This window comes from Aquipluma nitroreducens (assembly GCF_009689585.1).
GTDB lineage: Bacteria > Bacteroidota > Bacteroidia > Bacteroidales > Prolixibacteraceae > Aquipluma > Aquipluma nitroreducens.
Map to the genome: position 1 here is coordinate 3,949,585 of NZ_AP018694.1, position 25,319 is coordinate 3,974,903.

At 41.8% G+C, this 25,319-nt stretch carries 20 protein-coding genes; 13 read left to right on the top strand and 7 right to left on the bottom strand.

Features of this window, described 5'->3' with window-relative positions:
- Window positions 1–58: 58 nt before the first annotated feature.
- From AQPE_RS16560 to AQPE_RS16570, 3 genes are all read right to left on the bottom strand, one after another.
- The gene (locus tag AQPE_RS16560) at window positions 59–559 is read right to left on the bottom strand and encodes a shikimate kinase (RefSeq protein WP_318347607.1); all 501 of its coding nucleotides are present in this window, start codon (window positions 557–559) and stop codon (window positions 59–61) included.
- A 101-nt stretch (window positions 560–660) separates the two neighbouring features.
- The gene (locus tag AQPE_RS16565) at window positions 661–3,300 is read right to left on the bottom strand and encodes a DNA gyrase/topoisomerase IV subunit A (protein ID WP_318347608.1); all 2,640 of its coding nucleotides are present in this window, start codon (window positions 3,298–3,300) and stop codon (window positions 661–663) included.
- 90 nt (window positions 3,301–3,390) lie between these two features.
- Window positions 3,391–5,223: a DNA topoisomerase IV subunit B gene (locus AQPE_RS16570; RefSeq protein WP_318347609.1), complete on the bottom strand. Its 1,833-nt coding sequence runs from the start codon at window positions 5,221–5,223 to the stop codon at window positions 3,391–3,393.
- Window positions 5,224–5,581: 358 nt separating this feature from the next.
- Between AQPE_RS16570 and AQPE_RS16575 the strand changes: the two genes are divergently transcribed.
- From AQPE_RS16575 to leuB, 9 genes are all read left to right on the top strand, one after another.
- Complete coding sequence (locus tag AQPE_RS16575) at window positions 5,582–7,633, top strand: putative porin (RefSeq protein WP_318347610.1); 2,052 nt, start codon at window positions 5,582–5,584, stop codon at window positions 7,631–7,633.
- Window positions 7,634–7,993: 360 nt separating this feature from the next.
- Entirely contained in the window at window positions 7,994–8,368 is a 375-nt protein-coding gene (locus AQPE_RS16580; protein ID WP_318347611.1) for a hypothetical protein, read from the top strand.
- 661 nt (window positions 8,369–9,029) lie between these two features.
- Entirely contained in the window at window positions 9,030–10,550 is a 1,521-nt protein-coding gene (locus AQPE_RS16585) for a 2-isopropylmalate synthase (RefSeq protein ID WP_318347612.1), read from the top strand.
- 136 nt (window positions 10,551–10,686) lie between these two features.
- Window positions 10,687–12,087, top strand: coding sequence for a 3-isopropylmalate dehydratase large subunit (gene leuC / locus AQPE_RS16590; RefSeq protein ID WP_318347613.1), 1,401 nt, complete (start codon window positions 10,687–10,689; stop codon window positions 12,085–12,087).
- Window positions 12,088–12,196: 109 nt separating this feature from the next.
- A complete protein-coding gene (locus tag AQPE_RS16595) occupies window positions 12,197–12,538 on the top strand; it encodes a four helix bundle protein (protein ID WP_318347614.1) in 342 nt (113 codons plus the stop codon).
- 86 nt (window positions 12,539–12,624) lie between these two features.
- Window positions 12,625–13,212 (top strand): 3-isopropylmalate dehydratase small subunit, encoded by a 588-nt coding sequence (leuD, locus tag AQPE_RS16600; RefSeq protein WP_318347615.1) that lies wholly within the window; start codon window positions 12,625–12,627, stop codon window positions 13,210–13,212.
- 90 nt (window positions 13,213–13,302) lie between these two features.
- Window positions 13,303–14,847 (top strand): alpha-isopropylmalate synthase regulatory domain-containing protein, encoded by a 1,545-nt coding sequence (locus AQPE_RS16605; protein ID WP_318347616.1) that lies wholly within the window; start codon window positions 13,303–13,305, stop codon window positions 14,845–14,847.
- Window positions 14,847–15,566 carry a class I SAM-dependent methyltransferase gene (locus tag AQPE_RS16610; protein WP_318347617.1) on the top strand — a complete coding sequence of 240 codons (720 nt, stop codon included), beginning with the start codon at window positions 14,847–14,849 and terminating at the stop codon, window positions 15,564–15,566. Before AQPE_RS16605 ends, AQPE_RS16610 begins: the two co-directional genes overlap by 1 nt.
- A 104-nt stretch (window positions 15,567–15,670) precedes the next feature.
- Window positions 15,671–16,735: a 3-isopropylmalate dehydrogenase gene (leuB, locus tag AQPE_RS16615; RefSeq protein ID WP_318347618.1), complete on the top strand. Its 1,065-nt coding sequence runs from the start codon at window positions 15,671–15,673 to the stop codon at window positions 16,733–16,735.
- Window positions 16,736–16,907: 172 nt separating this feature from the next.
- Here leuB and AQPE_RS16620 read toward each other — a convergent pair whose 3' ends face one another.
- From AQPE_RS16620 to AQPE_RS16630, 3 genes are all read right to left on the bottom strand, one after another.
- Window positions 16,908–17,294 carry a pyridoxamine 5'-phosphate oxidase family protein gene (locus tag AQPE_RS16620; protein ID WP_318347619.1) on the bottom strand — a complete coding sequence of 129 codons (387 nt, stop codon included), beginning with the start codon at window positions 17,292–17,294 and terminating at the stop codon, window positions 16,908–16,910.
- A gap of 93 nt (window positions 17,295–17,387) precedes the next feature.
- Entirely contained in the window at window positions 17,388–17,960 is a 573-nt protein-coding gene (locus AQPE_RS16625; protein ID WP_318347620.1) for a Crp/Fnr family transcriptional regulator, read from the bottom strand.
- 96 nt (window positions 17,961–18,056) lie between these two features.
- The gene (locus tag AQPE_RS16630) at window positions 18,057–18,803 is read right to left on the bottom strand and encodes a L,D-transpeptidase family protein (RefSeq protein WP_318347621.1); all 747 of its coding nucleotides are present in this window, start codon (window positions 18,801–18,803) and stop codon (window positions 18,057–18,059) included.
- Between the two features lie 212 nt (window positions 18,804–19,015).
- Between AQPE_RS16630 and AQPE_RS16635 the strand changes: the two genes are divergently transcribed.
- Together AQPE_RS16635 and AQPE_RS16640 are read left to right on the top strand one after the other, a co-directional pair.
- A complete protein-coding gene (locus AQPE_RS16635; RefSeq protein ID WP_318347622.1) occupies window positions 19,016–19,432 on the top strand; it encodes an acyl-CoA thioesterase in 417 nt (138 codons plus the stop codon).
- A gap of 255 nt (window positions 19,433–19,687) precedes the next feature.
- Window positions 19,688–20,464 (top strand): class I SAM-dependent methyltransferase, encoded by a 777-nt coding sequence (locus AQPE_RS16640; protein WP_318347623.1) that lies wholly within the window; start codon window positions 19,688–19,690, stop codon window positions 20,462–20,464.
- Between the two features lie 322 nt (window positions 20,465–20,786).
- Here the strand turns inward: AQPE_RS16640 and AQPE_RS16645 are convergent, their stop codons facing one another.
- A complete protein-coding gene (locus AQPE_RS16645) occupies window positions 20,787–21,956 on the bottom strand; it encodes an MFS transporter (RefSeq protein WP_318347624.1) in 1,170 nt (389 codons plus the stop codon).
- Window positions 21,957–22,171: 215 nt separating this feature from the next.
- Here AQPE_RS16645 and ilvA point away from each other — a divergent pair, with 215 nt between their 5' ends.
- Window positions 22,172–23,434 (top strand): threonine ammonia-lyase, encoded by a 1,263-nt coding sequence (ilvA, locus tag AQPE_RS16650; protein ID WP_318347625.1) that lies wholly within the window; start codon window positions 22,172–22,174, stop codon window positions 23,432–23,434.
- Window positions 23,435–24,026: 592 nt separating this feature from the next.
- A complete protein-coding gene (locus AQPE_RS16655) occupies window positions 24,027–25,274 on the top strand; it encodes a PHP domain-containing protein (RefSeq protein WP_318347626.1) in 1,248 nt (415 codons plus the stop codon).
- Window positions 25,275–25,319: the final 45 nt, after the last annotated feature.

The following is a 25,319-nucleotide window of genomic DNA, read 5'->3' on the forward strand; positions in this document are numbered from 1 at the left end:
AAAGCAATTTCCTAATGACTAATGACTTTTTCCAGTTTGTCCAGAGTTTTAGGTAAGTCTATTTATCCAACAATTCTAAAACTTGGACTGGTGTGATTTCACTTCCTTTCAGAATATACTTTGCCTTTTCGTAAAAAGGACGTCGTTTGGCAAGTAATCCTTCAATAAATTTGTGAAGTTCTTCCGGAGATTTTCCTTTAATTAAAGGTCGTTCAATTTTTGCATGAATCAACCTGCTCACCAATGAACGAATATCCACATCAAGGAAAACACAAAACCCTGATTCATTCATCAGTTCCATGTTATCGAAAAAACAAGGAGCGCCGCCACCAGTTGCTAAAATAACATCGTCGAAGCCACAAACCTCTTCCAAAACGTTTCGTTCTTTTCTGCGGAAACTTTCTTCTCCTTCCTCAGCGAAAATCTGTGGTATCGTTTTAAAATATTTTTCTTCCAGGAATGAGTCCAAATCAATAAAGGTCAAATTTAATTCTGAAGCAAGCGAACGACCAAGAGTAGATTTGCCGCAACCCATAAAGCCAATCAGGAATATTCTCATAAAATCAGTAAAAAGTCATTAGAAAAAGTAATCAGTAAAAAGTCATTAGTCATTTGGAACAGTTTTCTCTTTTCTAATGACGAATGACCTTTCCCTCTATGCTAGAATTCAAGTGTCATTTGGTTTGGTGGATCTTCGTTTTCGCCTGGTTTATCTGGTCCAAACAATAAGTCTTCAATATCCGGAATCACAATTTCATTCGATTTGGGTTCTTCTTCCGGCTCCTCAACTTCTTCGTCGACAACCGTTGGCTCAAGTTCATTGATCTGGCTGATTTCATAGATAGAAAGTCGTTTCCCTTTGGCTTTGTATGATTTAATTCCAATAAATTCATCAACATCAATCACTTCCGGTTCCCGACCTTCATTTTTACCACCAAATACGAGTTCCAAACGCGGATGACTAACCCATGTGAAACTCACCAACCGATTCCCAGGGAACTCGCCAATAAAGCCGGTTTCCTTTTGCGATTCGTCAATCTCAAATCGTTTCACGTAATAAAAGCTTTGCTCAGCATCAAAATATACTGCAGTAAGTATTTTCCCGGGGTCGAATTTTTCGATGAGTAATATGCCATCGTTGAAATGGTTCGATAAGTCAAAATTACAGATCAGGTATTCACCATTTTTATAGATTACAAAAATCATATCATCGCCGGTGAATTCGCCAAGATATCGGCCACGGTTATCGGAATTAAGTCGCCGCACATCTTCGTCGAACCAAATTTTTCGGCCGCCCAAAGTTGAGACCCCTTTTTCCTTGAGCGCTATTTTATGAATTTCAAATTTAGTCAGGATATTGCCCATTGAAGCTCTGCCTTTGATGGCTAACTCGCTGAAATCAACTTCGAATATCAGCTTCTTGATACGCGGTTTTGGCTTCAGGGTAACACGCAAGACTTCAGCTTCGCCATTCGGATTTTCGCTGAAATACATGATTCGTGATCCTGGAGTTCCTTGCGTCAAATCGTATTCTTTGTCGCGGGTGACGCCGGTTACGGCCATGCGCTTCATGTAAACAAAACCATTTTTTCCATCACGATACACCACATTGTAAATGGTTCGGTTATCGTTTTTCTTGAAAATGGCGACGTGCAGAACGTTTTTTCCAATGAATGCCTTTTCGGATACTTTAGAAACGATGTATGTGCCATCTTTCCTGAATACAATTACATCATCGATGTCGGAACAATCGCAAATGTATTCAGCCTTTTTGAGGCTGGTTCCCATAAAGCCTTCAATCCGGTCGACATATAGCTTTTCGTTGGCAATTACCACCTTTGAAGCCACAATGTTTTCAAAATTCCGGATTTCAGTTCTGCGTTCGCGACCTTTGCCGTATTTAGTCCGAAGGCGCTCAAACCATTCTATCGTGAACGGAATGATATTGGCAATCTTGTTATTTATCTCTTCAATTTCGGCTTCGATGGCCAATAAATGATCGTTGGCTTTATCGGTATTGAATTTCAGGATTCGAGCCATGCGGATTTCCATCAGCTTCAGGATGTCCTCACGGGTTACTTCGCGCTTCAATTTGGGTTTCCATGGAGTAAGTCGCATGTCAATATGGTCGACCGCTTCATCCATATTGGCTGAATCTTCAAACTGCTTATCTTTATAGATACGCTCTTCGATAAATATTTTTTCGAGCGACGAAAAATGCCAGGCTTCTTCCAGTTCGCCTCTTCGGATTTCGAGTTCAAGCTTCAGTAATGCAACTGTCTGATCGGAATTGATCTTCAGGATTTCGCTGACACCAATAAATTTTGGTTTGTCGTGCTCGATGATGCAGCTGTTGGGCGAAATAGAAACCTCACAATCGGTGAAAGCAAACAAGGCATCAATCGTTTTGTCGGACGACATTCCTGGAACCAGGTGAATCAGGATCTCAACCTTATCGGATGTGTTGTCGTCAATTTTCCGGATTTTGATTTTGCCTTTGTCATTGGCTTTAAGGATCGATTCGATTAGCGAAGCTGTTGTTCGTCCAAAAGGTACTTCTGTAATAACCAGTGTTTTGCTATCTTTTTTCTCAATTTTAGCCCTGACTTTAATCGATGATCCTCGAATACCATCATTGTAGCGGGTAAAATCACCCGATCCACCAGTCGGGAAATCCGGATATAACATGAAGTCTTCACCACGCAGATAAGCGATAGAAGCATCGATCAACTCGATAAAGTTATGCGGTAGAATTTTGCAAGCTAAACCCACAGCAATCCCTTCGACTCCCTGAGCCAATAGAAGCGGAAATTTTACCGGAAGCGCCAGTGGTTCACGGTTACGCCCATCGTACGACAATTTCCAATTGGTTGTTTTTGGATTGAACACCACATCGAGTGCAAATTTCGAAAGGCGCGCCTCAATGTAACGTGGAGCTGCAGCTCCATCGCCGGTAAGTAAATTTCCCCAGTTTCCCTGGCAATCAATCAATAGTTCTTTTTGTCCGAGCTGAACCAATGCATCGCCAATGGAAGCGTCCCCGTGCGGGTGATACTGCATGGTTTGCCCAATGATATTGGCTACCTTGTTGAAACGACCATCGTCCATAATGCTCATGGCATGCAAAATCCTTCGCTGAACGGGCTTAAAGCCATCTTCGACATAAGGTACTGCGCGTTCGAGAATAACATAGGAGGCATAATCTAAAAACCATTGCTGGTACATTCCTGACAAATAGACTATTCCGTCCTTTTTTTCTTCTTTTGGAAACTCTTCTTTATTGATGTTTTCTTCAGTCATTTTTGCTTTTTGCAATCACTTATTTCATTTGCATTTTATGCAGTATTACTCATCGGGTGACTTAAAGTCACCCGATGAGTCTCGCTTTTCTTAAAAGTCGTCTTTCTCGACATACAGATTTTCAATGATAAACTCCTGTCGTTCGGGTGTATTTTTCCCCATGTAATATTCAAGCATATTGGCTACCGATTCGTGCTTTTTCATCAGAATTGGGTCGAGTCGGATGTCTGGTCCGATGAAATTTTTAAACTCATCAGGCGATATTTCTCCCAGACCTTTGAATCGAGTAATTTCAGCGGTTTTTCCAAGTTTCTGAATGGCCGCAACCCGTTCGTCTTCGTTGTAACAATAGTAAGTTACTTTTTTGTTGCGGACGCGAAAAAGCGGGGTCTGAAAAATAAAGAGGTGTCCCTGACGAACCACTTCGGGGAAAAACTGCAAAAAGAAAGTAATGAGCAACAACCGGATGTGCATTCCGTCGACATCAGCATCGGTAGCGATGATCACTTTGTTGTAGCGCAAATCGTCGATACTTTCTTCGATGTTTAAAGCAGCCTGAAGAAGGTTAAACTCTTCATTTTCATATACAATCTTCTTTGTTAATCCGAACGTATTGAGTGGCTTGCCCCGCAAACTAAATACAGCCTGCGTATTTACATCGCGCGACTTGGTAATCGATCCACTCGCCGAATCTCCTTCAGTAATAAAAATTGACGAATTTTCGCGCAATTCATGATTGCTGTCCAGATGCACACGGCAGTCGCGTAATTTTTTGTTATGTAAGTTGGCCTTTTTCGAGCGCTGCTTGGCCAGTTTCTTAATTCCTGAAATGGCCTTGCGTTCGCGTTCCGATTCCTGAATCCGGCGTAACAAAACCTCTGAAACGTCTGGATTTTTATGCAGGTAATTATCCAGTTCCTTCAGCACAAAATTGGTCACAAAAGTTCTTACGGAAGGTCCTTCCGGTCCAATGTCTTTGGAGCCCAGTTTGGTTTTGGTTTGCGACTCAAATACAGGTTCTTCAACTTTAATACTGATGGCAGCAACAATTGAAGCACGTATGTCGGAAGGATCAAAATCTTTCTTGTAAAAATCGCGGATAGCTTTTACGAGAGCTTCACGAAAAGCAACGAGGTGGGTTCCTCCCTGAGTGGTATGTTGTCCGTTTACAAACGAATAATAATCTTCTCCATATTGATTTCCATGGGTTAGTGCAATCTCAATGTCGGTACTTTTCAGGTGAATGACCGGATAAATGGATTCCCCTTCCATGTTTTCTTCAAGCAAATCGCGTAAGCCGTTTTTGGAATGAAACTTTTCTCCATTGAACTCAAGCGTAAGCCCGGCATTGAGGAAAGAATAGTTTTTCATCATATTGACTACGTAGTCGTCAATGTAATGATAGGCTTTAAAAACATTAACATCAGGTGTGAAAGCAACATAAGTACCATTGGGTTGATCGCTTGGAACAACTTCTTGCTCTTCTTTAACAACACCTTCGCTAAAGCTTATTTCCTTAACTTCACCTTCGCGGAATGATTTGATTAAAAAATGACTTGATAAGGCGTTCACTGCCTTAATACCCACACCATTCAGCCCTACTGATTTTTTAAATACTTCAGAGTCGTATTTTGCTCCGGTATTCATTTTTGAAGCAACATCGAGCAGTTTTCCCAATGGAATGCCACGACCATAATCGCGGACTGAAACCAGTTCATTGCTGACTCGGACTTCAATCTTTCGCCCATTCCCCATCATGAACTCGTCTATGGAGTTATCCATCACTTCCTTTAGCAAAACATATATACCATCGTCGCTCGCCGAGCCGTCGCCCAACTTGCCAATATACATTCCGGGTCTTTTCCGGATATGCTCCTGCCAATCGAGCGTTTTTATAGAACCTTCATCATAATTCGGCATCATATTCCCTTCCAATTTGCAACAAATATAAAGAAAACAAAAGTCGATTGGAAATTCAGGAGTCCGACATTAACTAACAATTGGCGGTTGAAAACTTATTCGGATTTCTCTGGGCTGGCTCAAAAATAAGTTGAGAATAAGTGTATTTATCCGATTGGTTTACAGGTGCGTATTCCGATTTTAGATCGATTTTTTAAATCTCAATATTATTCTCAGTTTTCATCCGTTTTAATGAGATGTGGAATGACTGGATTGAACTTCATTCTTAAATTTCAGGAGCCGGATCCTGTTTAAAAAAATCAGATTTGAACTTCTTTTCAGAATATTGATGAGGTTTTATTTTAATTATCTTTGCGCCGACATGTTTAAAAAGTATATCTATATAGTTATTGCTGCGGTTCTGATTGTATTCCAATCGAATGCGCAAATCAGACCGGGAGTTTCGAATTCAAATAGACAAAATGGTTCGGAGGAGAAATCGGAATCGTCTTCAAGGAAGAACAAGGCACCCGAAAAGCCTAAGATTCCTTCTCGTATAAGAACATGGCAGGTTAGCCGACAAGGCACGCGGATTGAAAAAACTGAACTGGATACGACCATGACCTTTTATCATGTTTATCTACCAATTTTTCAAAAAAGTATAAGTAATACCTTTGTCGGAAATAATGGTGGAGCATATATTTCCAATGACTTTTTTCAGCGAAAACCGAATTCTGATTTCTATTTTGCCCGATCGTTTGATGCCTACTGGCTTACTCCATCGCAAATCAATTATTTCAATACGACAACTCCCTTTTCGTTGCTCGATTACAGCCAAAGTGATAGTAAAAACACAAAAAACGAAACGAGATTTAATGTTTTTCTTTCGCAAAATGTGAATAAGAAGCTCAACTTTGAATTTATTTATAACCAGACAAAGTCTCAGGGACAGTATTTGTATCAGTCGAATAAATTTCACAGTATAGCTCTGGTTTCTTCTTATAATTCCGATAAATTCCTGTCTCATACAAACATTATTTTTAACCGCCTGGAAGGGCAGGAAGATGGGGGAATTGAAGCGAACCAACCACTCGACTTAACAGATAAAACTGAAAATTTCAGTGTCCGGATGGATGATGCAGTTAATAAACTTCAGAACAATACGCTTTTTACAGTCAACGAATATCGGGTGGGTAAAATGGTTGAGGCCGACTCTGCTGAAAATGTGATCAAACGATTTATTCCGCGAGTAGGATTTATACACGAATTTGAGCTTTCAGGAAACAAAAGAAGATTCACGAAAAAGGATAAGTCTGAAGATTTTTTTACAAACAATTACGTCAATACCGGACTTACAAACGACAGCGTAAGGTTTACCCGTTTGACAAACATATTTCAAATCAAATTTTATGAAGCTCCGGATCGGAAATACACTTTTGGGAAGCGGGTGTATATTGGGCACGATGAAATAACGTACCATACAGCTACTCAGCTTGGTGATTTGGGAGCACATCCATTTCCTTTAATTGGTTCAATTTTTTATCAGATTTCAAGTCCGTTAACTAATTTTTCTGATAATGGTAAGCTATTCTTTTCCAAACAGGCAAATACATATATTGGGGGAGGAATATTCAGGGAAGAAGGTAAATTCTGGCAATGGGAGGCCGATGGACGAATTTATCTGACGGGATACCGCTCCGGGCAAACAGAACTTAATGGATATGTTAATAAGCCACTGAAAATCGGAAGAGATACCACTAGTCTCCGGATTGAAGGAAGTTTAAAAACACTGGTGCCTGAATATTATGATTCGTATTTCTTCTCTAATAATTTTGTATGGAAGAATGACTTCAATAATATCAATGAGATGACGATCAAATCGAGCATCCGTTCGCAGCAATATAAAACTACGATTGGAGTCAATTATTCATTGATTGGAAACTACATCTATAACAATAGTCAAGCTTTACCAGCACAGTCGAAAAGCGAATTGCTGATCCTTTCGGCATACCTCAATAAGGATTTTGAAAGCGACCACTGGGTTCTTCGTACTCAGGCGCTAGTGCAAAAAGTAAATAATGAAAATGTCATACATCTGCCTGCATTTGCCGGATTCATCAGCTTGAACTACAGAACAATCATTTCAAAAGTGATGCATTTTCAGATTGGCGCCGACACGCGATATAATTCAGCTTTTTATGCTGATGCGTACGATCCGGCAACTGCCCGATTTTATCTCCAGAATACACAACTAATCGGGAAATACCCCTATATTGATTTACATGCGAACTTGAAGTTAAAACGCACCCGATTCTTTTTTATCCTGATGAATGCAGGTTCCGGATTTGTTGGCAATAACTATTTTATGGCACCTGATTATCCATATTATAGACGAACTTTCCGATTTGGAATTTCATGGTCGTTTTACGACTAATAAATGGACTTCAAAACAAACAGACTGATTTACCATATAGCTTTAAGTTCGGTATGTATCTGTCTTGTATTGCTTTGTTAAAAAGTAATGGATCGTTGTTGATAAATAAGTGTCGTTGTGATCATTCAGGAATTACAAATTCCTAGTTTTATGGCTTCTTAGATTGTTCTTGATTTTAGAATGATGCAATAGGTTTTGGTGTTAAAATTCAGAAGAAAATTAAATGCCTGTTCAGAAAAAATGTTCATGCTGGATTGATGTTTTAATAGGTGATTGAGTGGAGTATATAATTCTTTTGAAACAAAGTGCATTACAGTTCAGGAAGAGACTCGGAATTTATCGTTTAATAATTTGTTGAAGATGAAAATTCGTATTGTTTTGATATTTGCTGTTTTTTGTTTTTCATTTCGGCCGTCTGTCCAAAAGGCTGCTGCGGTATCTTCATCCAGTAATGGATTTTACATTACTGTTGATGACTTCACTGATCGTACAAAGCACAGTTATATCGTACAATCGAGAGATTCTGTTGATGTTATTTTTAAGCTCTTTTTTGAATCGGAACTTGAACTTGGTGATGTAAATCGCCCAATTGCTATTTTCAACGGAGAACATGATTTTTATGTAGCCCGGGTGAATGTCTTCCAAAAACCAAATGGTAAACTGAGTTTTCACCATCTGAAATATCCCAAGATAAAGGTAACCAAACGTGCAAAACTAGCTCCAGTTACTTTATAATCCCTATTTTAGAAATTAGAATAGTATCTGAATAATCTTCGGTTTACACAAAAGTATGTCGGGTTTTGCGTCTTACTGCGTTCGTCGCGTCCACAATTTGTCAAGGAGGGTATAGAACCCTGGTAACTTAAGAAGGGAGATGAAATGTAACTTTTTGACTAAATCTGTTCGGGATTTTTACAATTGCTAAACTTTCTTCTGAAAAGTGTGTTTATAAATTCTGAAAATCAAAACGATTTGTAAAAAAGAAGACAAATTAATCTTTTTATTAGTAATCCGAATAAAAAAGTCCGTTTTGTTTTCATTTTAAAAAATTAGTTCCATATTTGCATCAAATTATTCAGAAATGACACGTTTTGCTAACATTTCCCTTCTAGGTCTCATTCTCGGTATTCTCCTAATTTGGATGCGCGATTGAGAATGGTATGGGTAAAACTATAAAGAGCTTTCTAAAGGCCATTCTCAAAACAGGGGATGGCCTTTTTTATTACAGTTCAATAATATTAAGTGATCATGAATATACAAGGAAATAGATATTTAAACGCAATTAATTTGACTCAAGCCCCCTCTCTATCGCTGGAGAGGGGAAGCCTCCGGGCTGTTAGATGTCAGGAGAGTGTAGAAATAAATAGTATTGAAAAACGCATTAAAAGAAATAGTTATGAGTGATAGATTGTACATTTTTGACACCACCTTACGCGACGGAGAGCAAGTTCCCGGGTGTCAGTTGAACACCGTTGAGAAAATTGAGGTTGCACGAGCTTTAGAGGAATTGGGCGTTGATGTGATAGAAGCCGGTTTCCCGATTTCGAGTCCTGGCGATTTTAATTCAGTAGTAGAAATATCAAAAGCGGTGACATGGCCAACTATTTGTGCGCTCACCCGCGCAGTCGAAAAAGACATTGATGTTGCTGCTGAAGCACTCAAATTTGCCAAGAAAGGTCGTATTCACACCGGTATCGGAACTTCATTTTATCACATACATCACAAACTGAATTCCAATCAGGACGAAATTATTGAACGTGCCATTGCTGCTGTAAAATATGCCAAGCGCTACGTTGAAGATGTTGAATTTTATGCTGAAGATGCCGGTCGTACTGAGAACGAATACCTGGCTCGGGTGGTAGAAGCTGTTATTAAAGCGGGAGCAACGGTAGTGAATATTCCGGATACAACCGGATACACCATGCCGCACGAGTTTGGTGCTAAAATTAAATACCTGATCGATAATGTACCAAACGTTCACAAAGCAATTTTGTCGACACACTGCCACAACGATTTAGGAATGGCCACTGCCAATACAATCGCCGGAATCATGAACGGTGCCCGTCAGGCAGAGGTAACCATTAACGGAATTGGCGAACGTGCCGGAAATACTTCGTTGGAAGAAGTGGTCATGATTTTGAAAAGTCGCTATGCTATTTTGAACATCGATACCAACATCAATACTAAAAATATTTACAAGACCAGCCGCATGGTTTCTAATATGATGAATATGCCTGTTCAACCCAATAAGGCAATTGTTGGTCGCAATGCTTTTGCACATTCCTCCGGAATTCATCAGGATGGTGTGTTGAAGAATCGCGAAAACTATGAAATTATGGATCCTGCCGATGTGGGTATCAATGAATCGAGCATTGTCTTAACTGCCCGCAGTGGTCGTGCTGCTTTAAGGCATCGTTTGGAAATCATGGGTTTTGAATTGGATAAAGAGAAATTGGATGAAGTTTATGAGCAATTTTTGAAATTGGCTGATAAGAAAAAAGACGTGAAGGATGATGATGTGGCTGCTTTGTTGGGGGATGCAACTCAGAAAGAACGTCGCATTAAGCTTGATTTCTTACAGGTGGTTACAGGGAAAGGTCTGGTGCCAATAGCCAATGTGCGATTAGATATTTCCGGTGAAATACTTGATGCAACAGCTTCAGGAAACGGTCCGGTTGATGCAGCCTTGAAAGCTGTAAAGAAAATAATTCACCGAAAGGTTGTTTTGGAAGAATTCCTGATTCAGGCCATAACACATGGAAGCGACGATTTAGGTAAAGTGCATATGCAGGTAAATCACGAAGGTGGAAATTACCATGGGTTTGGCGCCAACACAGATATCATTACGGCATCTGTTGAAGCTTTTCTGGATGCCATCAATAAAATTCCGGGCGGAGTAAGGGCTAAAAAAGAGTAAAACCTCCACCGATCCCTTATCCTTTGCCGTCTGCTTTAGCTGACGGACATGATTTGAATAGAAATACAAATAACAATTTGCTGCGCCAAGTCCCCTCTCTTTTGGAGAGGGGTGGGGTGAGGCTAAAAAATAAATAATGGAAGCAAAAACTTTATTCGACAAAATTTGGGACTCGCATGTAGTGAAAGAGGTTGAAGGCGGCCCAAGTGTTTTATACATCGACCAGCATCTGATTCACGAAGTGACCAGCCCGGTTGCATTCCTTGGTCTGGAGAAACGTGGATTGAAAGTGCTTCGTCCGGAGAAAACCGTTGCGACTCCCGACCACAACGTGCCAACGATTAATCAGCACCTGAGCATTAAAGACGAATTGTCGCGCAATCAGGTTGAAATGCTGAAGAAAAATTGTGCCACTCATGGCATTGTTTATCATGGACTTGGAAGTGAAGGGCACGGCGTGGTTCACATCATTGGTCCTGAAATGGGACTTACCCAACCGGGAATGACCATTGTTTGCGGCGACAGTCACACATCAACTCACGGCGCTTTTGGGACGATTGCTTTCGGAATTGGTACCAGCGAAGTGGAAATGGTGTTTGCCAGTCAGTGCATCATGCAACCGAAGCCGAAGAAAATGTTGATCTCGGTAAACGGCAAGCTGAACAAAGGCGTAACAGCAAAAGACATTGCTTTATATGTAATCTCACAGATTTCAACTTCAGGTGGAACAGGCCACTTTGTTGAATTTGCTGGTTCGGCTATCGAAAGTTTATCGATGGAAGGTCGTATGACACTTTGTAACATGAGCATCGAATGTGGTGCGCGTGGTGGTATGATTGCTCCTGACCAAACGACTTTCGACTATGTAAAAAGTCGCCAGTTTGCTCCAAAAGGCGAAGCCTGGGATAAAGCGCTGGCTTACTGGAAAACATTGAAATCGGATGCCGATGCAGTATTCGATTCGGTTTACGAATTTGACGCAGCCAACATTGAACCGATGATCACCTTCGGAACCAATCCGGGAATGGGAATCGGTATTTCGAAGAATGTTCCAACCAGCGATGGGTTAGTTGGGAATGATAAGCTGACTTACGAAAAGTCGTTGAAATATATGGGTTACAACCAAGGTGACAAAATGGTCGGCAAGCAAATCGACTATGTTTTTGTAGGGAGTTGTACCAATGGACGAATTGAAGATTTCAGGGCGTTTGCGAATGCTGTTAAGGGCAAGAAAAAGGCGGATAACGTAACTGCTTGGATTGTACCCGGATCGCATGCTGTCGAAAAGCAAATCATTGCAGAAGGATTGGTCGAAATTCTGGAAGCTGCCGGATTCGAACTTCGTCAGCCCGGCTGCTCTGCATGTTTAGCAATGAACGACGATAAAATTCCGGAAGGAAAATATTCAGTTTCTACCTCGAACCGCAACTTCGAAGGCCGCCAGGGACCAGGCGCACGCACATTGCTTGCCAGTCCGCTAACCGCTGCCGCTGCTGCCGTAACTGGGAAGATTACAGATCCAAGAGAATTCCTCTAGGAATCTTGAATAGAAGAGCTTGCATCAAGATTTTCTTGACTTTTGAAAATTCTAATATTCAAGAGTCTAACATTCAAGATTGTTTAAGTAACCTTCTAATATTCGAAAGATGTCTGATTTGTCATCGTTTAAAGATCAATTAAAAAAGCGAACGAAGAAGTTTGCTCACGATTGTGTTAAGTTCTCGTTGAACCTTCCCAATGATCAACTTGGGCGGCACATAAGTGGTCAGTTAATACGATGTTCAACTTCAGTTGCTGCAAATTACAGAGCCTCATGCATTGCTCAAACAGTGCCCACGCTCATCAGTAAAATGAGTATTGCAATTGAGGAAGCAGACGAAAGTGAATTCTGGATCGAATTTGCGTTGGATGAAGGATTAAATTCAGATTCTAATGGTTTGGTTCTAATAACGGAAGCGCATGAAATTGCTTCGATTTTAATAAAGTAAAGAATGACATTACAAAACAACTCACACAAGTAGCTTTGTTTTCGGTCATTCTAGATTTAAGATTCTAATATTCTAATATTTAAATAATGGCTTACGATAAATTTACAACATTGACATCGCCGGCAGTTCCGCTGCCCATCGAAAATATTGATACTGATCAGATTATTCCGGCTCGTTTCCTGAAAGCCGTTGAACGCAAAGGTTTTGGCGATAACCTGTTTCGCGACTGGCGGTACGATAAAAGCAACCAGCCGATTGCTGATTTTCCGCTGAATCAGGCAAAGTACTCAGGTAAAATCCTGGTAGCAGGTAAAAATTTTGGAAGTGGTTCGAGCCGCGAACATGCTGCCTGGGCGATTTACGATTATGGATTCCGCGTGGTGGTTTCCAGCTTTTTTGCAGATATTTTTCAGGGAAATGCCTTGAACAATGGCATCCTTCCGGTGGTTGTATCACCTGAGTTTTTGGAGAAGATATTTTCGGCCATTTCAGCCGATCAGAATGCTCAGTTCGAGGTTGATCTTCAGAATCAGAAATTTACGATTTGTGCAAGTGGCGAATCGGCTGGTTTTACGATTAATCCCTATAAAAAACATTGTTTGACTAATGGTCTCGATGATATCGATTACCTGGTCAGCATGAAAGAAGAAATTGCAGCGTTTGAAGCGAAATAAACACACAGAACACAAAGTTTCGCACACAGAACACCAAGTTGACTTTTTCATAGTGGTTTCTTTGTGTCCTTCGTGGTTAAATTAATTGTTATGACAGGAAAAGTAGTTGAGGTTAAAAATCAGGTGATTAGTATTATGGATACGACATTGCGGGATGGAGAACAAACCTCCGGCGTGTCGTTTACGGACATGGAAAAACTGAGTGTCGCCCGTATTTTGCTGGAAGATGTGAAAGTTGACCGGATAGAAGTTGCCTCTGCACGCGTTTCTGATGGTGAATTTCTTGCGGCCAAACGGATAATGGAATGGGCAAAAGAGAGAGGCCATTTGCCGAAAATTGAAATACTTGGCTTTGTTGATGGCAAAATTTCGCTCGACTGGATTAATTCTGCTGGTGGGAAAGTCCTGAATTTACTTTGCAAAGGTTCATACAAGCATGTCACTCAACAACTCCGGAAAACTCCCGAGCAACACGTTGAAGACATTAAAAAGTCTGTTCAGTATGCCGGTGAACTCGGAATCAGGGTGAATGTTTACCTCGAAGATTGGTCGAATGGGATGCGCAGTTCGAAAGATTATGTGCATTTCATGGTTGGCGAATTACTCAAACTCAACATCAACCGTATCATGCTGCCCGACACTCTTGGCATTCTTGATCCGGACGAAACCTATGAGTTTTGCCGCGAAATGATTGAATCTTTTCCTGATGGACATTTCGATTTTCATGCACACAACGATTACGATTTGGCCTGCGCCAATGTGTTTCACGCCATCAAGGCCGGAATTCGCACGGTTCACACTACTGTAAATGGACTCGGCGAGCGTGCAGGGAATGCTCCACTTTCGAGTGTGATTGCTACCGTAAAAGATCACCTGAAAATGGAAACAAAGGTGAACGAATCGATGCTTAATAAAATTTCCAGACTGGTCGAATCGTTCTCCGGAATCCGCATTCCAACAAATAAACCGTTGATTGGCGAATTCGTTTTCACGCAATGTAGCGGAATTCATGCAGATGGGGATAGTAAAAATAACCTATATTTTAACGACTTGCTTCCTGAACGTTTTGGACGTACCCGCGTTTATGCGCTTGGAAAAACTTCAGGGAAAGCCAATATCAAGAATAATCTGGAGGAATTGGGCATTGAACTCGACCCGGCAGCGTTGAAACTGGTGACAGATCGTATCATTGAACTGGGTGATCGCAAGGAAACAGTAACGATCGAAGATCTTCCATACATTGTTGCCGATGTACTTAATTCAGAAGATGAAGAAGCCGCGATTAAGTTGGTAAACTACGCATTGGCTCATGGAATGAACCTCAGGCCGTCAGCAACAGTGTGCATACAGATTAGAGGTGAAAAGTACGAAGCAAATTCTGCTGGTGATGGTATTTATGATGCCTTCATGAATGCTGTTCAGATGATATACAGTGAGTTAAATAAACCGCTTCCAAAGTTACTCGATTATTCAGTAACCATTCCTCCTGGAGGTCAAACCGACGCTTTAGTCGAAACCTTGATCACTTGGGAGCTGGACCGTGAATTCAAAACCCGTGGGCTTGATTCTGACCAGACAGCGGCAGCTATTAAGGCTACCATGCGTATGCTGAATTTGATTGAATCTAAGAATTAATGACTTATACCAAACAAAAATCATCTCCAGAAGCTATTCGGAATAACTTCGATCAACAGGTTGAGCGGTTTTCGAATCTGGAGACCGGACAAACAACCGCTGTCGATTCACCTTTGTGCATGGAGTTGGTAGCTCGGTCGGCTGCGTTACTTAATCCTGAAGCAACAAGAATCATGGATTTAGGCTGCGGCGGCGGAAATTACGCGGTAAAAGTATCGTCTTTCCTTCCTAATGTCGATTGTACTTTAGTTGATCTGAGTGCAAATATGCTTGTCAAGGCAAAGGAACGCGTTTCTGAAAATATCTCGGGCTCTGTTACAACCATTCAGGGCGATTACCGTGAAGTTGTGTTTGAAGAAAATTCGTATGATGTGATTACTGCCGGAACTACACTTCATCATCTTCGCGAAGATCAGGAATGGGAATCGGTTTTTTTGAAAATCTACCGCGCGCTAAAAGTGGGTGGAACATTCTGGATCAACGACATTGTGTTAAGCGAAACCGATGAAATCAACCAAATGATGTTGGAGGGTTGGATTGGTGAAATGAGAAAGCACCACGATGAGGATGAGGTTAAAATGTATCTGGGCCGTTACGAATCGGAAGATACCCCGCGTACCTTTAGTTATCAACTCGATCTGATGAAACAAGTTGGATTTTCGGAAACAATAGTATTGCATAAACATTTTAATTTTGCAGCCTTCGGGGCAATCAAATAACCCGATGTTTTAGTCATCCTGAACTTGTTTCAGGATCTGACTGAATTTCAATAGACCCCGAAATAAATTTGGGGTGACGAACGAAAAAATTAAAGACCAAAAATATGAAGTTAAAATTAGCCATTCTTCCCGGCGACGGGATCGGACCTGAAATTATTGATCAGGCCATGAAAGTAGTGAAAGTGGTTGCAGCCAAATTCAACCACGAGCTCGAATATGAATTTGCACTAACCGGTGCCTGTGCCATCGACGAATTGGGTGCACCTTATCCCGATTCAACCCACGAATTGTGTATGAACGCAGATGCCGTTTTGTTCGGCGCCATTGGCGACCCAAAATACGACAACAACCCGAAAGCGCCTGTTCGTCCGGAACAAGGTTTGCTGCTGATGCGCAAAAAGCTGGGATTGTATGCCAACATCCGTCCGGTAGTTACTTTTCCATCGTTGTTGCACAAATCACCACTTCGTCGCGAGTTGATTGAGGGTGCCGATTTCGTGGCTATTCGCGAATTAACCGGCGGTATTTATTTTGGCGAAAAAGGCCGGAAAGACAATGGCAACACGGCTTTCGATGTGTGCGAATACACTCGTATGGAAGTGGAACGTATTCTGAAACTGGGTTACGAATACGCCATGAAACGAAACAAAAAACTGACAGTTGTTGACAAGGCTAACGTGCTGGAAAGCTCACGTTTGTGGAGAGAAGTTGCTCAGGAAATGGCTCCGACTTATCCTGAAGTGACCACCGAATATATGTTCGTTGACAATGCTGCCATGCAAATTATACAGTGGCCTAAAAACTTCGATGTAATGGTTACCGAAAACATGTTCGGAGATATTTTGACCGATGAAGCTTCGGTAATTACCGGTTCACTCGGTTTGTCGCCATCGGCTTCCATTGGAATTCACACTTCAGTATTTGAGCCAATCCACGGATCGTATCCACAGGCTGCCGGAAAGAATATTGCGAACCCTGTTGCCACCATTTTGTCGGCGGCCATGATGTTTGAATATGCATTCAACCTGATGGAAGAAGGCGCTATTATCCGCAAAGCGGTTGATGCTTCGCTCGATGCTAAAGTTGTGACTGTAGATATTTCAACAGAAAAACCATATTCTACTTCGGAAGTGGGTGACTGGATCGCCGAATGGGTTGCTAAAAACTAAGATTTTCAAATTATAGTGAAAGGCTCTTTGCGCAGGCAGGGAGCCTTTTTTGTATTCCAGTGTTGTGTCATCCTGAACTTGTTTCAGGATCTGCCCGGATTAAGCAACAGACCCCGAAATAAATTCGGGGTGACTGGAATTATACGTTCTTCTATTTTGTTGAAACGTCAAGTTAAAGCATTTGCTTGGCTTGATCAACCGTTACTTCCAGAACTCTGGTCAGGAATGAAAATTTTTCTTTCATAAAGTCGTATTCTTCACCGGAGGAAATGTATCTGGCAGCACCATTTACCAGAAATCCTGTTCCCGGATAATCTTTATATCCTAATACTTCTCTGGTTCCTAATGTAAGTTTTACCTGATTGTTTACATCCACATTTTTCTCTGTTTTCCGGAATCCGTAGGCTGGAATCAGAATTCGTTCATCTTCAGTGATAACCAGAAAGGAATTCCAAGTATTTACCACATGAGTTTCTACTCCCCATGAAACGATGGAAACAACGCCCTCATGTTTCAGTACTTCATGAAATTTTTCGGATAATTTTTTGTCTTCGCTCATATTCTTAATTTTTATGTGTTTTCAGATTATTTGTGACTACAAAATTATCTGTTTCAGCGTTCAAAAAAATTAAACTGGTTTAAGAAACGAGGTCTATAAGTTCTTCTTTCTAAGTTCGCTCACATATTGTGGGGTGAGTCCCAGGTAGGAAGCAATCATATATTGCGGGACACGCTGAACAAATTCCGGAAAAGAGTTGGAAAAGAGTTGGTAGAATTCCTCTTTTGACATTTCGTACATGTATTTTTGACGGAGTTGCGAGGCAGCTAAAGCCCGCTGCATAACCATCCGGAAATAGCGTTCCATTTGGGGAATTTCCCGTAGCATCGTTTCAAAAGATGAAGAACTAATTGCCAGAATCTCTGATTTTTCGACGGTTTGAATGAAGTAAGGTGATGGTTTGTGATCGATAAAGCTGAAATGATCTGCCATCCACCAATGTTCTAAAGCAAATTGAGTAATCTGTTCGTTCAATTTGTTGTCGATAAAATACATTCGTAAACAACCTTTCTCTACGAAATAAATGGATTGACAAACCTGATTTTCTTTTAGTAAAAATTCCTTTCGCTTTAACTTAAGCGGAGTAATGTATTTTATTAAAAACGCAATTGACTCGTCATCAATTTCAACGTATTTGCGGATATGATTGATGAAATTCGGATACATCCAAGTGTTTTTTAGAGCAGAAAGGTATCAAATAACTGGCAAAATCAATTATTCAGGTTTTACTGAATTAAAATGGCGACGATTAAATAGGAAAAATTAATTCACTTCGTGTGTTCCATCGGGCAAGTATTTCACCGTTGGTGGAACTTTTTTTAGGTTAAACAGGTCGTAGCTTTTTTTTAAATCGGCCCAAAGGCTTATTTTATCCTTGTTTTTGCTGTATCCTGTAATTAACCGGTTGTAAGTTTTATCTTCCAGCTTGGTGGGGTAAATGGCAATGTCAATTTCTTCCTGACCGGCATTATAGGCTTCGATGCAATAGACGAAAAGTTCTTTTATTTTCTCGTCGGTAATGGCAATACAGCCCGACGATTCGCAATTGCCATGAATGTAAATGAGATTGCCCAAGTGCCCACGAACACCACGAATGCTGTCGGATGCATTCGGATAATTGATTCGCATCGAAAGGTAATATTTACTGTACGGATTCAATTCGTTGATGTGGTAAAATCCTTCAGGAACCTGCAAGTCGTGCGAACGGCGTTTAGGGCCAATTTCTCCTGAAATTTCACAAATCGGGATTTCTTTGATGAGCGTATAAGTCGAGTCGCAAATGTTCTTTCCCCACACTTCAACCTTCTTTTCGGTTTTGAAGGCGCGCAGGTAAATTCGTAGGCTATCGCGCGACAACGAGCGTTCCGACAGGGTTTTAATAACGGCTTTTTCTTTTGAAGAGTATGCCTCCCTGACCCGGGTGTAATTCAACTGTTTTTCGCGGAAAGTGCCTGGTGACGTTTCAAACAGCAAGGAAATCAGGGTGAAAATGATTAATATAAATCTCATAAGCGATCAAACAAAACTGGGCAAAAATAGTGTAAATCATTGAATACAGTTGACTCAATTTTTGAGTTTTTGTTTCAGGCAGCAGATTGTTTAATGTAAATTGAATAATGCCTTAGGCATATTAAGGCCACGAAACATGAACAGAACGGGTGTTTACTCTGGTTTAGTATGTGTTGAATTGATACATTTGTTTTCTGAAAATTTCGATAATTATGGATTACGTTTTTGAATTGGCATTTAAAGTTCGCGATTACGAATGCGATATACAGGGGATTGTAAACAACGCCGTTTACCAGAATTACCTTGAACATACCCGCCATGAATTTTTGGAATTTGTTGGCCTGAATTTCGCCCGGATGCATGACGATGGCATTGATGCGGTAGTGATTCGTGTTGAGATTGACTACAAAGCGCCACTGAAAAGTGGCGACCAATTTGTTTGTAAAGTAAATGTGGCTCGCGAAGGCAACCTAAAGTTTGTTTTCCTGCAGGATATCTATCGTTTGTCCGATCAGAAACTGATGGTAAAAGGAAAAGTAACTGCCGTTTGCGTAAATAATCAGACTGGCCGTCCGGTTGCGCCCAAAGAACTGGTTGAGGTATTTGATCGATACATTGACAAATTTTAATGAGGGTTTCTCTTTGAGTGAAACTTTTATTTTTGTAGAAAATATTATTTTTGCAGTACTAAAACCATTGGATGTTTAAAATTACTTCGGATCGTGTGATGTAAATAACCCTGGGCGTTCCGCTTTCGGTTATTCCTTTAGTAAACTCAGGCCAGTTCCGGCTCGGGTTGTTTTCACGTCTTTATTTTACACAAAAAGGCTGACTAGCGATGGATTTCGTTTGGCCGCTTTTAATCATTTAAAAATTTAAACATCATGAGTAATACAGAGAATACATCTATACACGAATTCGACTTTAGTTTAATCTGCGAATATTTTTCAAGTACCGAACGGCAAGGGCCCGGAAGTCCTGAAGCAACCATTAAGGCGCTAAGCTTTATCGATCATCTGACCGACGAATCGCGCATTGCTGACCTGGGATGCGGAACGGGTGGACAAACCATGGTTTTAGGCCAGCATGCTCCCGGGCAAATAACCGGAATCGACGTGTTTCCCGATTTTATCAGGCTGTTCAACCAAAACGCTGCGAAACTGAATCTTCAGGATCGGGTGAAGGGGATTGTCGGTTCAATGGATAACCTTTCTTTTCAGGAGGAAGGATTAGACCTGATTTGGTCGGAGGGCGCGATATACAACATTGGTTTTGTGCGTGGCCTGACTGAATGGCGGAAGTTCCTGAAAACTGGAGGCTTTGTTGCGGTTACTGAAGCATCGTGGTTTACCGACGAACGCCCTGAAGAAATTGAAAAATTTTGGATGGATGCGTATCCTGAAATTGACACGATCCCCAATAAGGTTGCACAGATGCAAAAAGCCGGATATATTCCCGTTGCCACTTTTATCTTGCCCGAATATTGCTGGACCGAAAACTACCATGTTCCGCAAGTCGCTGTTCAGGACCATTTTCTGAAGAAGTATGCAGGTAACAAAATGGCTGAGGAATTCATCGGGTTCCAGCGCTATGAAGCCGAATTGTACACCAAATACAAGGCTTATTACGGCTATGTATTCTATATTGGTAAGAAGATTTAGGTTTTATTTTTCAACTGATCCGAGGACTCTAAGTCATCGGATCAGTTATCCACTTCGCATATATAACTCTCAAGCAAAAAGAGTTAAATGTGGGGCAAAAAGCTCGGACGTTTCGTCTAAAAGCTCGGACGTTGAGGTTTAGAGAGGGAAGTTTAACTCTCGAAGAAGGAACGTTGCATCTTTTAGATGCATTGTAGCTACCCGGAGAAGCAAATTTCCCTCTTTTTGCAGCAACATCCCGACTCAGAGATCCAGTATTGCATGTTTGAAGTGGGTGGGGGTACTTTCGAAGTACCCTTTGTGAGTGACTCAAAATGCAGGCTTAGCTATTCTTGTAGTTTCGGTTGTACGGGCCGATTACTTTCATCCTGAAAAAGGCCAGTCCTGCAATGCACACCAGCGAACTCAGCAAGAATACGGCCTGAATTGAAATGTATTGGGCAATTAATCCGGAGACGATCATTCCGAGCCCCATACCCAAATCCAGCGCAGTGTAAAGCGTTGAGTTGGCAGCGCCACGGTTTCGGTCGTCGGCCAGGTTATTCACAATGGTTTGGAACGTTGGGAAAATTACGCCAATTCCAAAACCGATAATCAGCCCTGAGAGGTAAAATCCTGCCGCATTTCGCACCAAGGCCAGCAGCGGAAAACCGAAAATCATCAGGAGCAGGCAGAACGTTAAAATGCCAAGCGGTCCTTTCCGGTCGAATGTCTTTCCGGCGGTAAGGCGTGAAATGCCAATTCCGGCAGCGAAAATCAGGAAGAACAGCGAGGTGTTTTCGATGCCGATTTCGCGGCCAAACAGGGCGATAAACGAAAGCAGTCCGCCATAGGTGGTCATGATTACAAGCAGGTTGATCGATGGAAGTATCGATTTTCGGTGAAAGAGATTTCCCACGCTGAAATCGATTTCTTTTCGGGTTGTCAGTTTTCGGGGTAACCTGATGGAATAAGCAAAGATGAGACTCATCAGGCTAATGAACAGTGCCGACAGGAACAACTCGGAATATCCGCCGTGGTGAATGATGAATGCGCCAACTATGGGCCCAACCGACATGCCCATGGTGGTCGACAGTGAGAAATAACCAATTCCTTCGCCACGTTTGGCCGTTGGAATAATGTCAACGGCAATGGTCGATCCCGAAATGGTAGTAACGCCCCAGGTCAGTCCCTGGGCAAATCGCAGAAAAATAAGGGCAACGATGCTGAAAGCGATGAGGTATCCTGCAAACAAGCTGGTGTAAAAGATCAGGGCGAGTAGTAAAATGGTTCTTCGGCCAAATTTATCGAGCGCGAAACCCGAAAATGGCCTGATCAGGACTGATGCAATAGTGTAAGCAGCCAGAACAAGGCCAACCTGCGATTTTCCGGCGTGCAACTCGTTGACCAGATAAACAGGGAGTGCCGAAATGAGCGCATAATACGTGATGCACATAAAGAAATTCGACAATGTCAGGAGTATAAAATCGCGGTTCCATATTTTCTCGTACATCGTTCCTGAACATTTAAATGAAGCCGCAAAGGTATTCTACTTTCAGTTGGAGTATCCTTGCACGTTTCCTGATTTAACGTGAAGCTAATATTCCGGGATTTGATTTTGTTCTTCTGTAAACTTTATCTGAAGGAAGCCTGTTTTTACAGCGAAAAACAGATTATGTCTGTTTTTGAAACTATTTTTGCGCACCGATCAGAAAACAGAAAAACACCATGTCACAACAGAAATCATATTACCCAACACTGCGTAGCATTACGTTGGCACAACTGAACCTGAATACCATTGTAGAAACGACTCCGCTTCAACGAAATACGAACCTTTCCAACCGTTACTCGGCGAATGTATTCCTGAAACGGGAGGATTTGCAGGTTGTTCGTTCGTATAAAATCAGGGGAGCGTACAATAAAATTTCGGGATTGACCGATGAGGAGCGTCTTCGTGGAGTTGTTTGTGCCAGTGCCGGAAACCATGCGCAGGGCGTGGCTTATTCGTGCCAGTTGTTGGATATCAAGGGCAAGATTTACATGCCAACTACCACGCCGAAGCAGAAAATTACGCAGGTTAAAATGTTCGGAAAAGATAAAGTCGAAGTGATTTTGGTTGGAGATACCTACGATGCAGCTTCGGATGCCGCACACCGCAACAGCGAAGAAACTGGCATGGTTTATATTCATCCGTTCGACGATCCACAGATTATTGAAGGACAAGCGACTTCAGGAGTTGAAATCCTTCAGGATTTTTCAGGGAGCATCGATTATCTGTTTTTGCCCATTGGTGGCGGCGGTTTGGCTGCCGGGGTAGGAGCGTACTTCAAGCAAATCAGCCCGGGTACCAAAATCATTGGGGTCGAACCTGCCGGGGCGCCTTCGATGAAAATGAGCATCGAGAAGGGTGAAGTCACAACCTTGAATACTATCGATAAATTTGTTGATGGCGCCGCTGTTCAGCGTGTTGGCGATCTCACATTTAAGGTTTGCCAGCAGGTTCTCGATGATATTGTGGCCGTTCCTGAAGGAAAAGTTTGCACAACGATCCTCGAATTGTATAATCAGGATGCGATTGTAGTTGAACCTGCGGGGGCGCTGGCTATTACGGCGCTCGATTTTTACCGCGAGCAGATTAAAGGGAAAAATGTGGTCTGCATGGTTTCTGGAAGTAACAATGACATTACCCGCACCGAAGAAATCAGGGAGCGCTCGATGCTTTACGAAGGGTTGAAACATTATTTTATCGTCCGCTTTCCTCAACGCGCTGGCGCTTTGCGCGATTTTGTTGATCAGGTTCTCGGGCCAAACGACGATATTACCATGTTCGATTACTCGAAGAAAACCAACCGCGAGCAAGGTCCTGCCCTGATCGGAATTGAGCTTTTGGATAAAGATGATTTTCAGGGTTTGGTTCAGCGCATGGAAGCCAACGGGTTTCTGGCCGAATACATCAACGAACGACCCGATTTGTTTCAATTACTAATTTAAAAAGGATGATTTTATGTCCGTTGCCCAAAGGCGAGTGGCAAAGGAAAATGCAATCTCAACATTCGGGCAATATACTTTGCCGTTTTTTTCTCTGACAGACATAGAGGATTTTACTGTTGTGGGGAATTTTGATTTACGGCTTGCATAAGAAATCATAAATTCTTTTCCCTTGTCCATTTGCCGGAAGGGGCAAAAACAACGCAATGGTTTTTAAATAAAATATCTATCTGAAATGATATTCTTTGTGTTTTAGTTCTGCTTAATCGAAGCGAGTGGGCAGGCCGTCAAAACGCCCGGCTGAGGGTTCGTTTTGACAAGATTTTTGCTTACTTTTCATCGAATGGAAAAGTAAGAGCCAGTGCGGCTTGAGGACTGAAAAGTTTGAATAAATGTAGATCATCTTTTTTCTTCCCACACAGGATGGTGCGTACCTATTATCAATCCACCAATACGCCCTTGTTAACATCCAACACTTTCCCTTTTCCTTATTTCTCTTTCCTATATTAAACACAGGATACCAAAGGATACAAAACCACCCTGAAATTTGTTACTTTATCCCGAAATTAAAGAACTACTTTAAAACTGACATACAATGAACAATCAATCATTATTCGCCAGCTATCCGGGCAAACAAGCTTTGCTTCAAGACCTGAAAAGCAAAGGCGGACAGAAAGTGCTTCAGGTAAACGGGCATTTTCATACGCCCTTCTCGTTCAGTGCATTCACTGAAATTGAACAGCCGTTCCAGATGGCCGAGGCCGAAGGTGTTCAGGTACTTGGAATCAACGATTTTTACACCACCGACGGATATGCCGAATTTGCCGAACTGGCGTTGAAATATAAAATCTTTCCGCTGTTCAACATCGAATTTATGTCGTTGCAGAAAGACCTTCAGGAAGCCAATGTTCGGGTAAACGATCCGGCCAACCCGGGCCGTACCTATTTCTCCGGAAAAGGATTGACCAGTCCGCTTGTTCTGGGCGGCGAACAGTTGAGGCTATTGGAACAGGTTCAGCACGAAAGCAACGTTCAGACTGCCGAAATGGTGAAGAAACTGAACGAATTGCTGGCTGAAATCCATGCCGGTTTTAGCTTCGACTTTGACGACCTGAAAGCCAAATATGCGAAGAACATGTTGCGCGAACGCCATATTGCTAAGGCATTGCGTATTGCCATCGACGGAAAATTCAGCAACCTTGAAGAAAAGAAGGCATTTTATACGCAGGTTTTCTCCGGGAAAGAAGTCAAATCGAAACTGACTGACGTTGCAGGTCTTGAAAATGAGATCCGGGGCAGTCTGTTGAAGGCTGGTGGTCGTGCTTTTGTTCCTGAAGATCCGAAAGCATTTTTAAGTCTCGAACAGGTGAAAGACATTATTATTACTGCAGGCGGAATTCCTTGCTACCCGGTTTTGCTCGACGATGCCAAAGGTAATTTTACCGATTACGAAGGTGACTTTGTGAAACTTTACGAGACTCTCAGAACCAAAGGCGTTTATAGTCTGGAGTTGATTCCCGGACGCAATACATTTGCCGTGCTGAAAGATTTTGTGACTTTCTTCCGCTCGAAAAACTTCCTGATCACATTTGGTACCGAGCACAACACTCCTCAGCTCGATCCGGTAAAAGTTTCGTGTAGCGGAGGCGTCGAACTGGACGAAGAACTCGAACAAATTGGATTCGAAGGAGCCTGCATTATTGCGGCCCACCAATACCTGATTGCAAACGGCGAACAAGGTTATTTGAATGCCGATGGCGATGCCAAAACCAAAGAATACGATTCGTTTGTCGAATTGGGACAGGCCGTAATTAACCATTTTGTTGGAGAAAATATTCAATAATGAATAACAAATATCGAACAAGAAATAAGAAATAAAAAACAAGAA

Bases quoted from the DNA above. Each gene is read 5' to 3' on its own strand.
- leuB (WP_318347618.1), top strand. From the start codon at position 15,671: ATGAAGTTAAAATTAGCCATTCTTCCCGGCGACGGGATCGGACCTGAA.
- AQPE_RS16580 (WP_318347611.1), top strand. From the start codon at position 7,994: ATGAAAATTCGTATTGTTTTGATATTTGCTGTTTTTTGTTTTTCATTT.
- AQPE_RS16565 (WP_318347608.1), bottom strand. From the start codon at position 3,300: ATGACTGAAGAAAACATCAATAAAGAAGAGTTTCCAAAAGAAGAAAAA.
- AQPE_RS16560 (WP_318347607.1), bottom strand. From the start codon at position 559: ATGAGAATATTCCTGATTGGCTTTATGGGTTGCGGCAAATCTACTCTT.
- AQPE_RS16640 (WP_318347623.1), top strand. From the start codon at position 19,688: ATGAGTAATACAGAGAATACATCTATACACGAATTCGACTTTAGTTTA.
- AQPE_RS16605 (WP_318347616.1), top strand. From the start codon at position 13,303: ATGACAGGAAAAGTAGTTGAGGTTAAAAATCAGGTGATTAGTATTATG.
- leuD (WP_318347615.1), top strand. From the start codon at position 12,625: ATGGCTTACGATAAATTTACAACATTGACATCGCCGGCAGTTCCGCTG.
- ilvA (WP_318347625.1), top strand. From the start codon at position 22,172: ATGTCACAACAGAAATCATATTACCCAACACTGCGTAGCATTACGTTG.
- AQPE_RS16635 (WP_318347622.1), top strand. From the start codon at position 19,016: ATGGATTACGTTTTTGAATTGGCATTTAAAGTTCGCGATTACGAATGC.
- AQPE_RS16585 (WP_318347612.1), top strand. From the start codon at position 9,030: ATGAGTGATAGATTGTACATTTTTGACACCACCTTACGCGACGGAGAG.
- AQPE_RS16625 (WP_318347620.1), bottom strand. From the start codon at position 17,960: ATGTATCCGAATTTCATCAATCATATCCGCAAATACGTTGAAATTGAT.
- AQPE_RS16570 (WP_318347609.1), bottom strand. From the start codon at position 5,223: ATGATGCCGAATTATGATGAAGGTTCTATAAAAACGCTCGATTGGCAG.
- AQPE_RS16610 (WP_318347617.1), top strand. From the start codon at position 14,847: ATGACTTATACCAAACAAAAATCATCTCCAGAAGCTATTCGGAATAAC.
- AQPE_RS16575 (WP_318347610.1), top strand. From the start codon at position 5,582: ATGTTTAAAAAGTATATCTATATAGTTATTGCTGCGGTTCTGATTGTA.
- leuC (WP_318347613.1), top strand. From the start codon at position 10,687: ATGGAAGCAAAAACTTTATTCGACAAAATTTGGGACTCGCATGTAGTG.
- AQPE_RS16595 (WP_318347614.1), top strand. From the start codon at position 12,197: ATGTCTGATTTGTCATCGTTTAAAGATCAATTAAAAAAGCGAACGAAG.
- AQPE_RS16645 (WP_318347624.1), bottom strand. From the start codon at position 21,956: ATGTACGAGAAAATATGGAACCGCGATTTTATACTCCTGACATTGTCG.
- AQPE_RS16655 (WP_318347626.1), top strand. From the start codon at position 24,027: ATGAACAATCAATCATTATTCGCCAGCTATCCGGGCAAACAAGCTTTG.
- AQPE_RS16620 (WP_318347619.1), bottom strand. From the start codon at position 17,294: ATGAGCGAAGACAAAAAATTATCCGAAAAATTTCATGAAGTACTGAAA.
- AQPE_RS16630 (WP_318347621.1), bottom strand. From the start codon at position 18,803: ATGAGATTTATATTAATCATTTTCACCCTGATTTCCTTGCTGTTTGAA.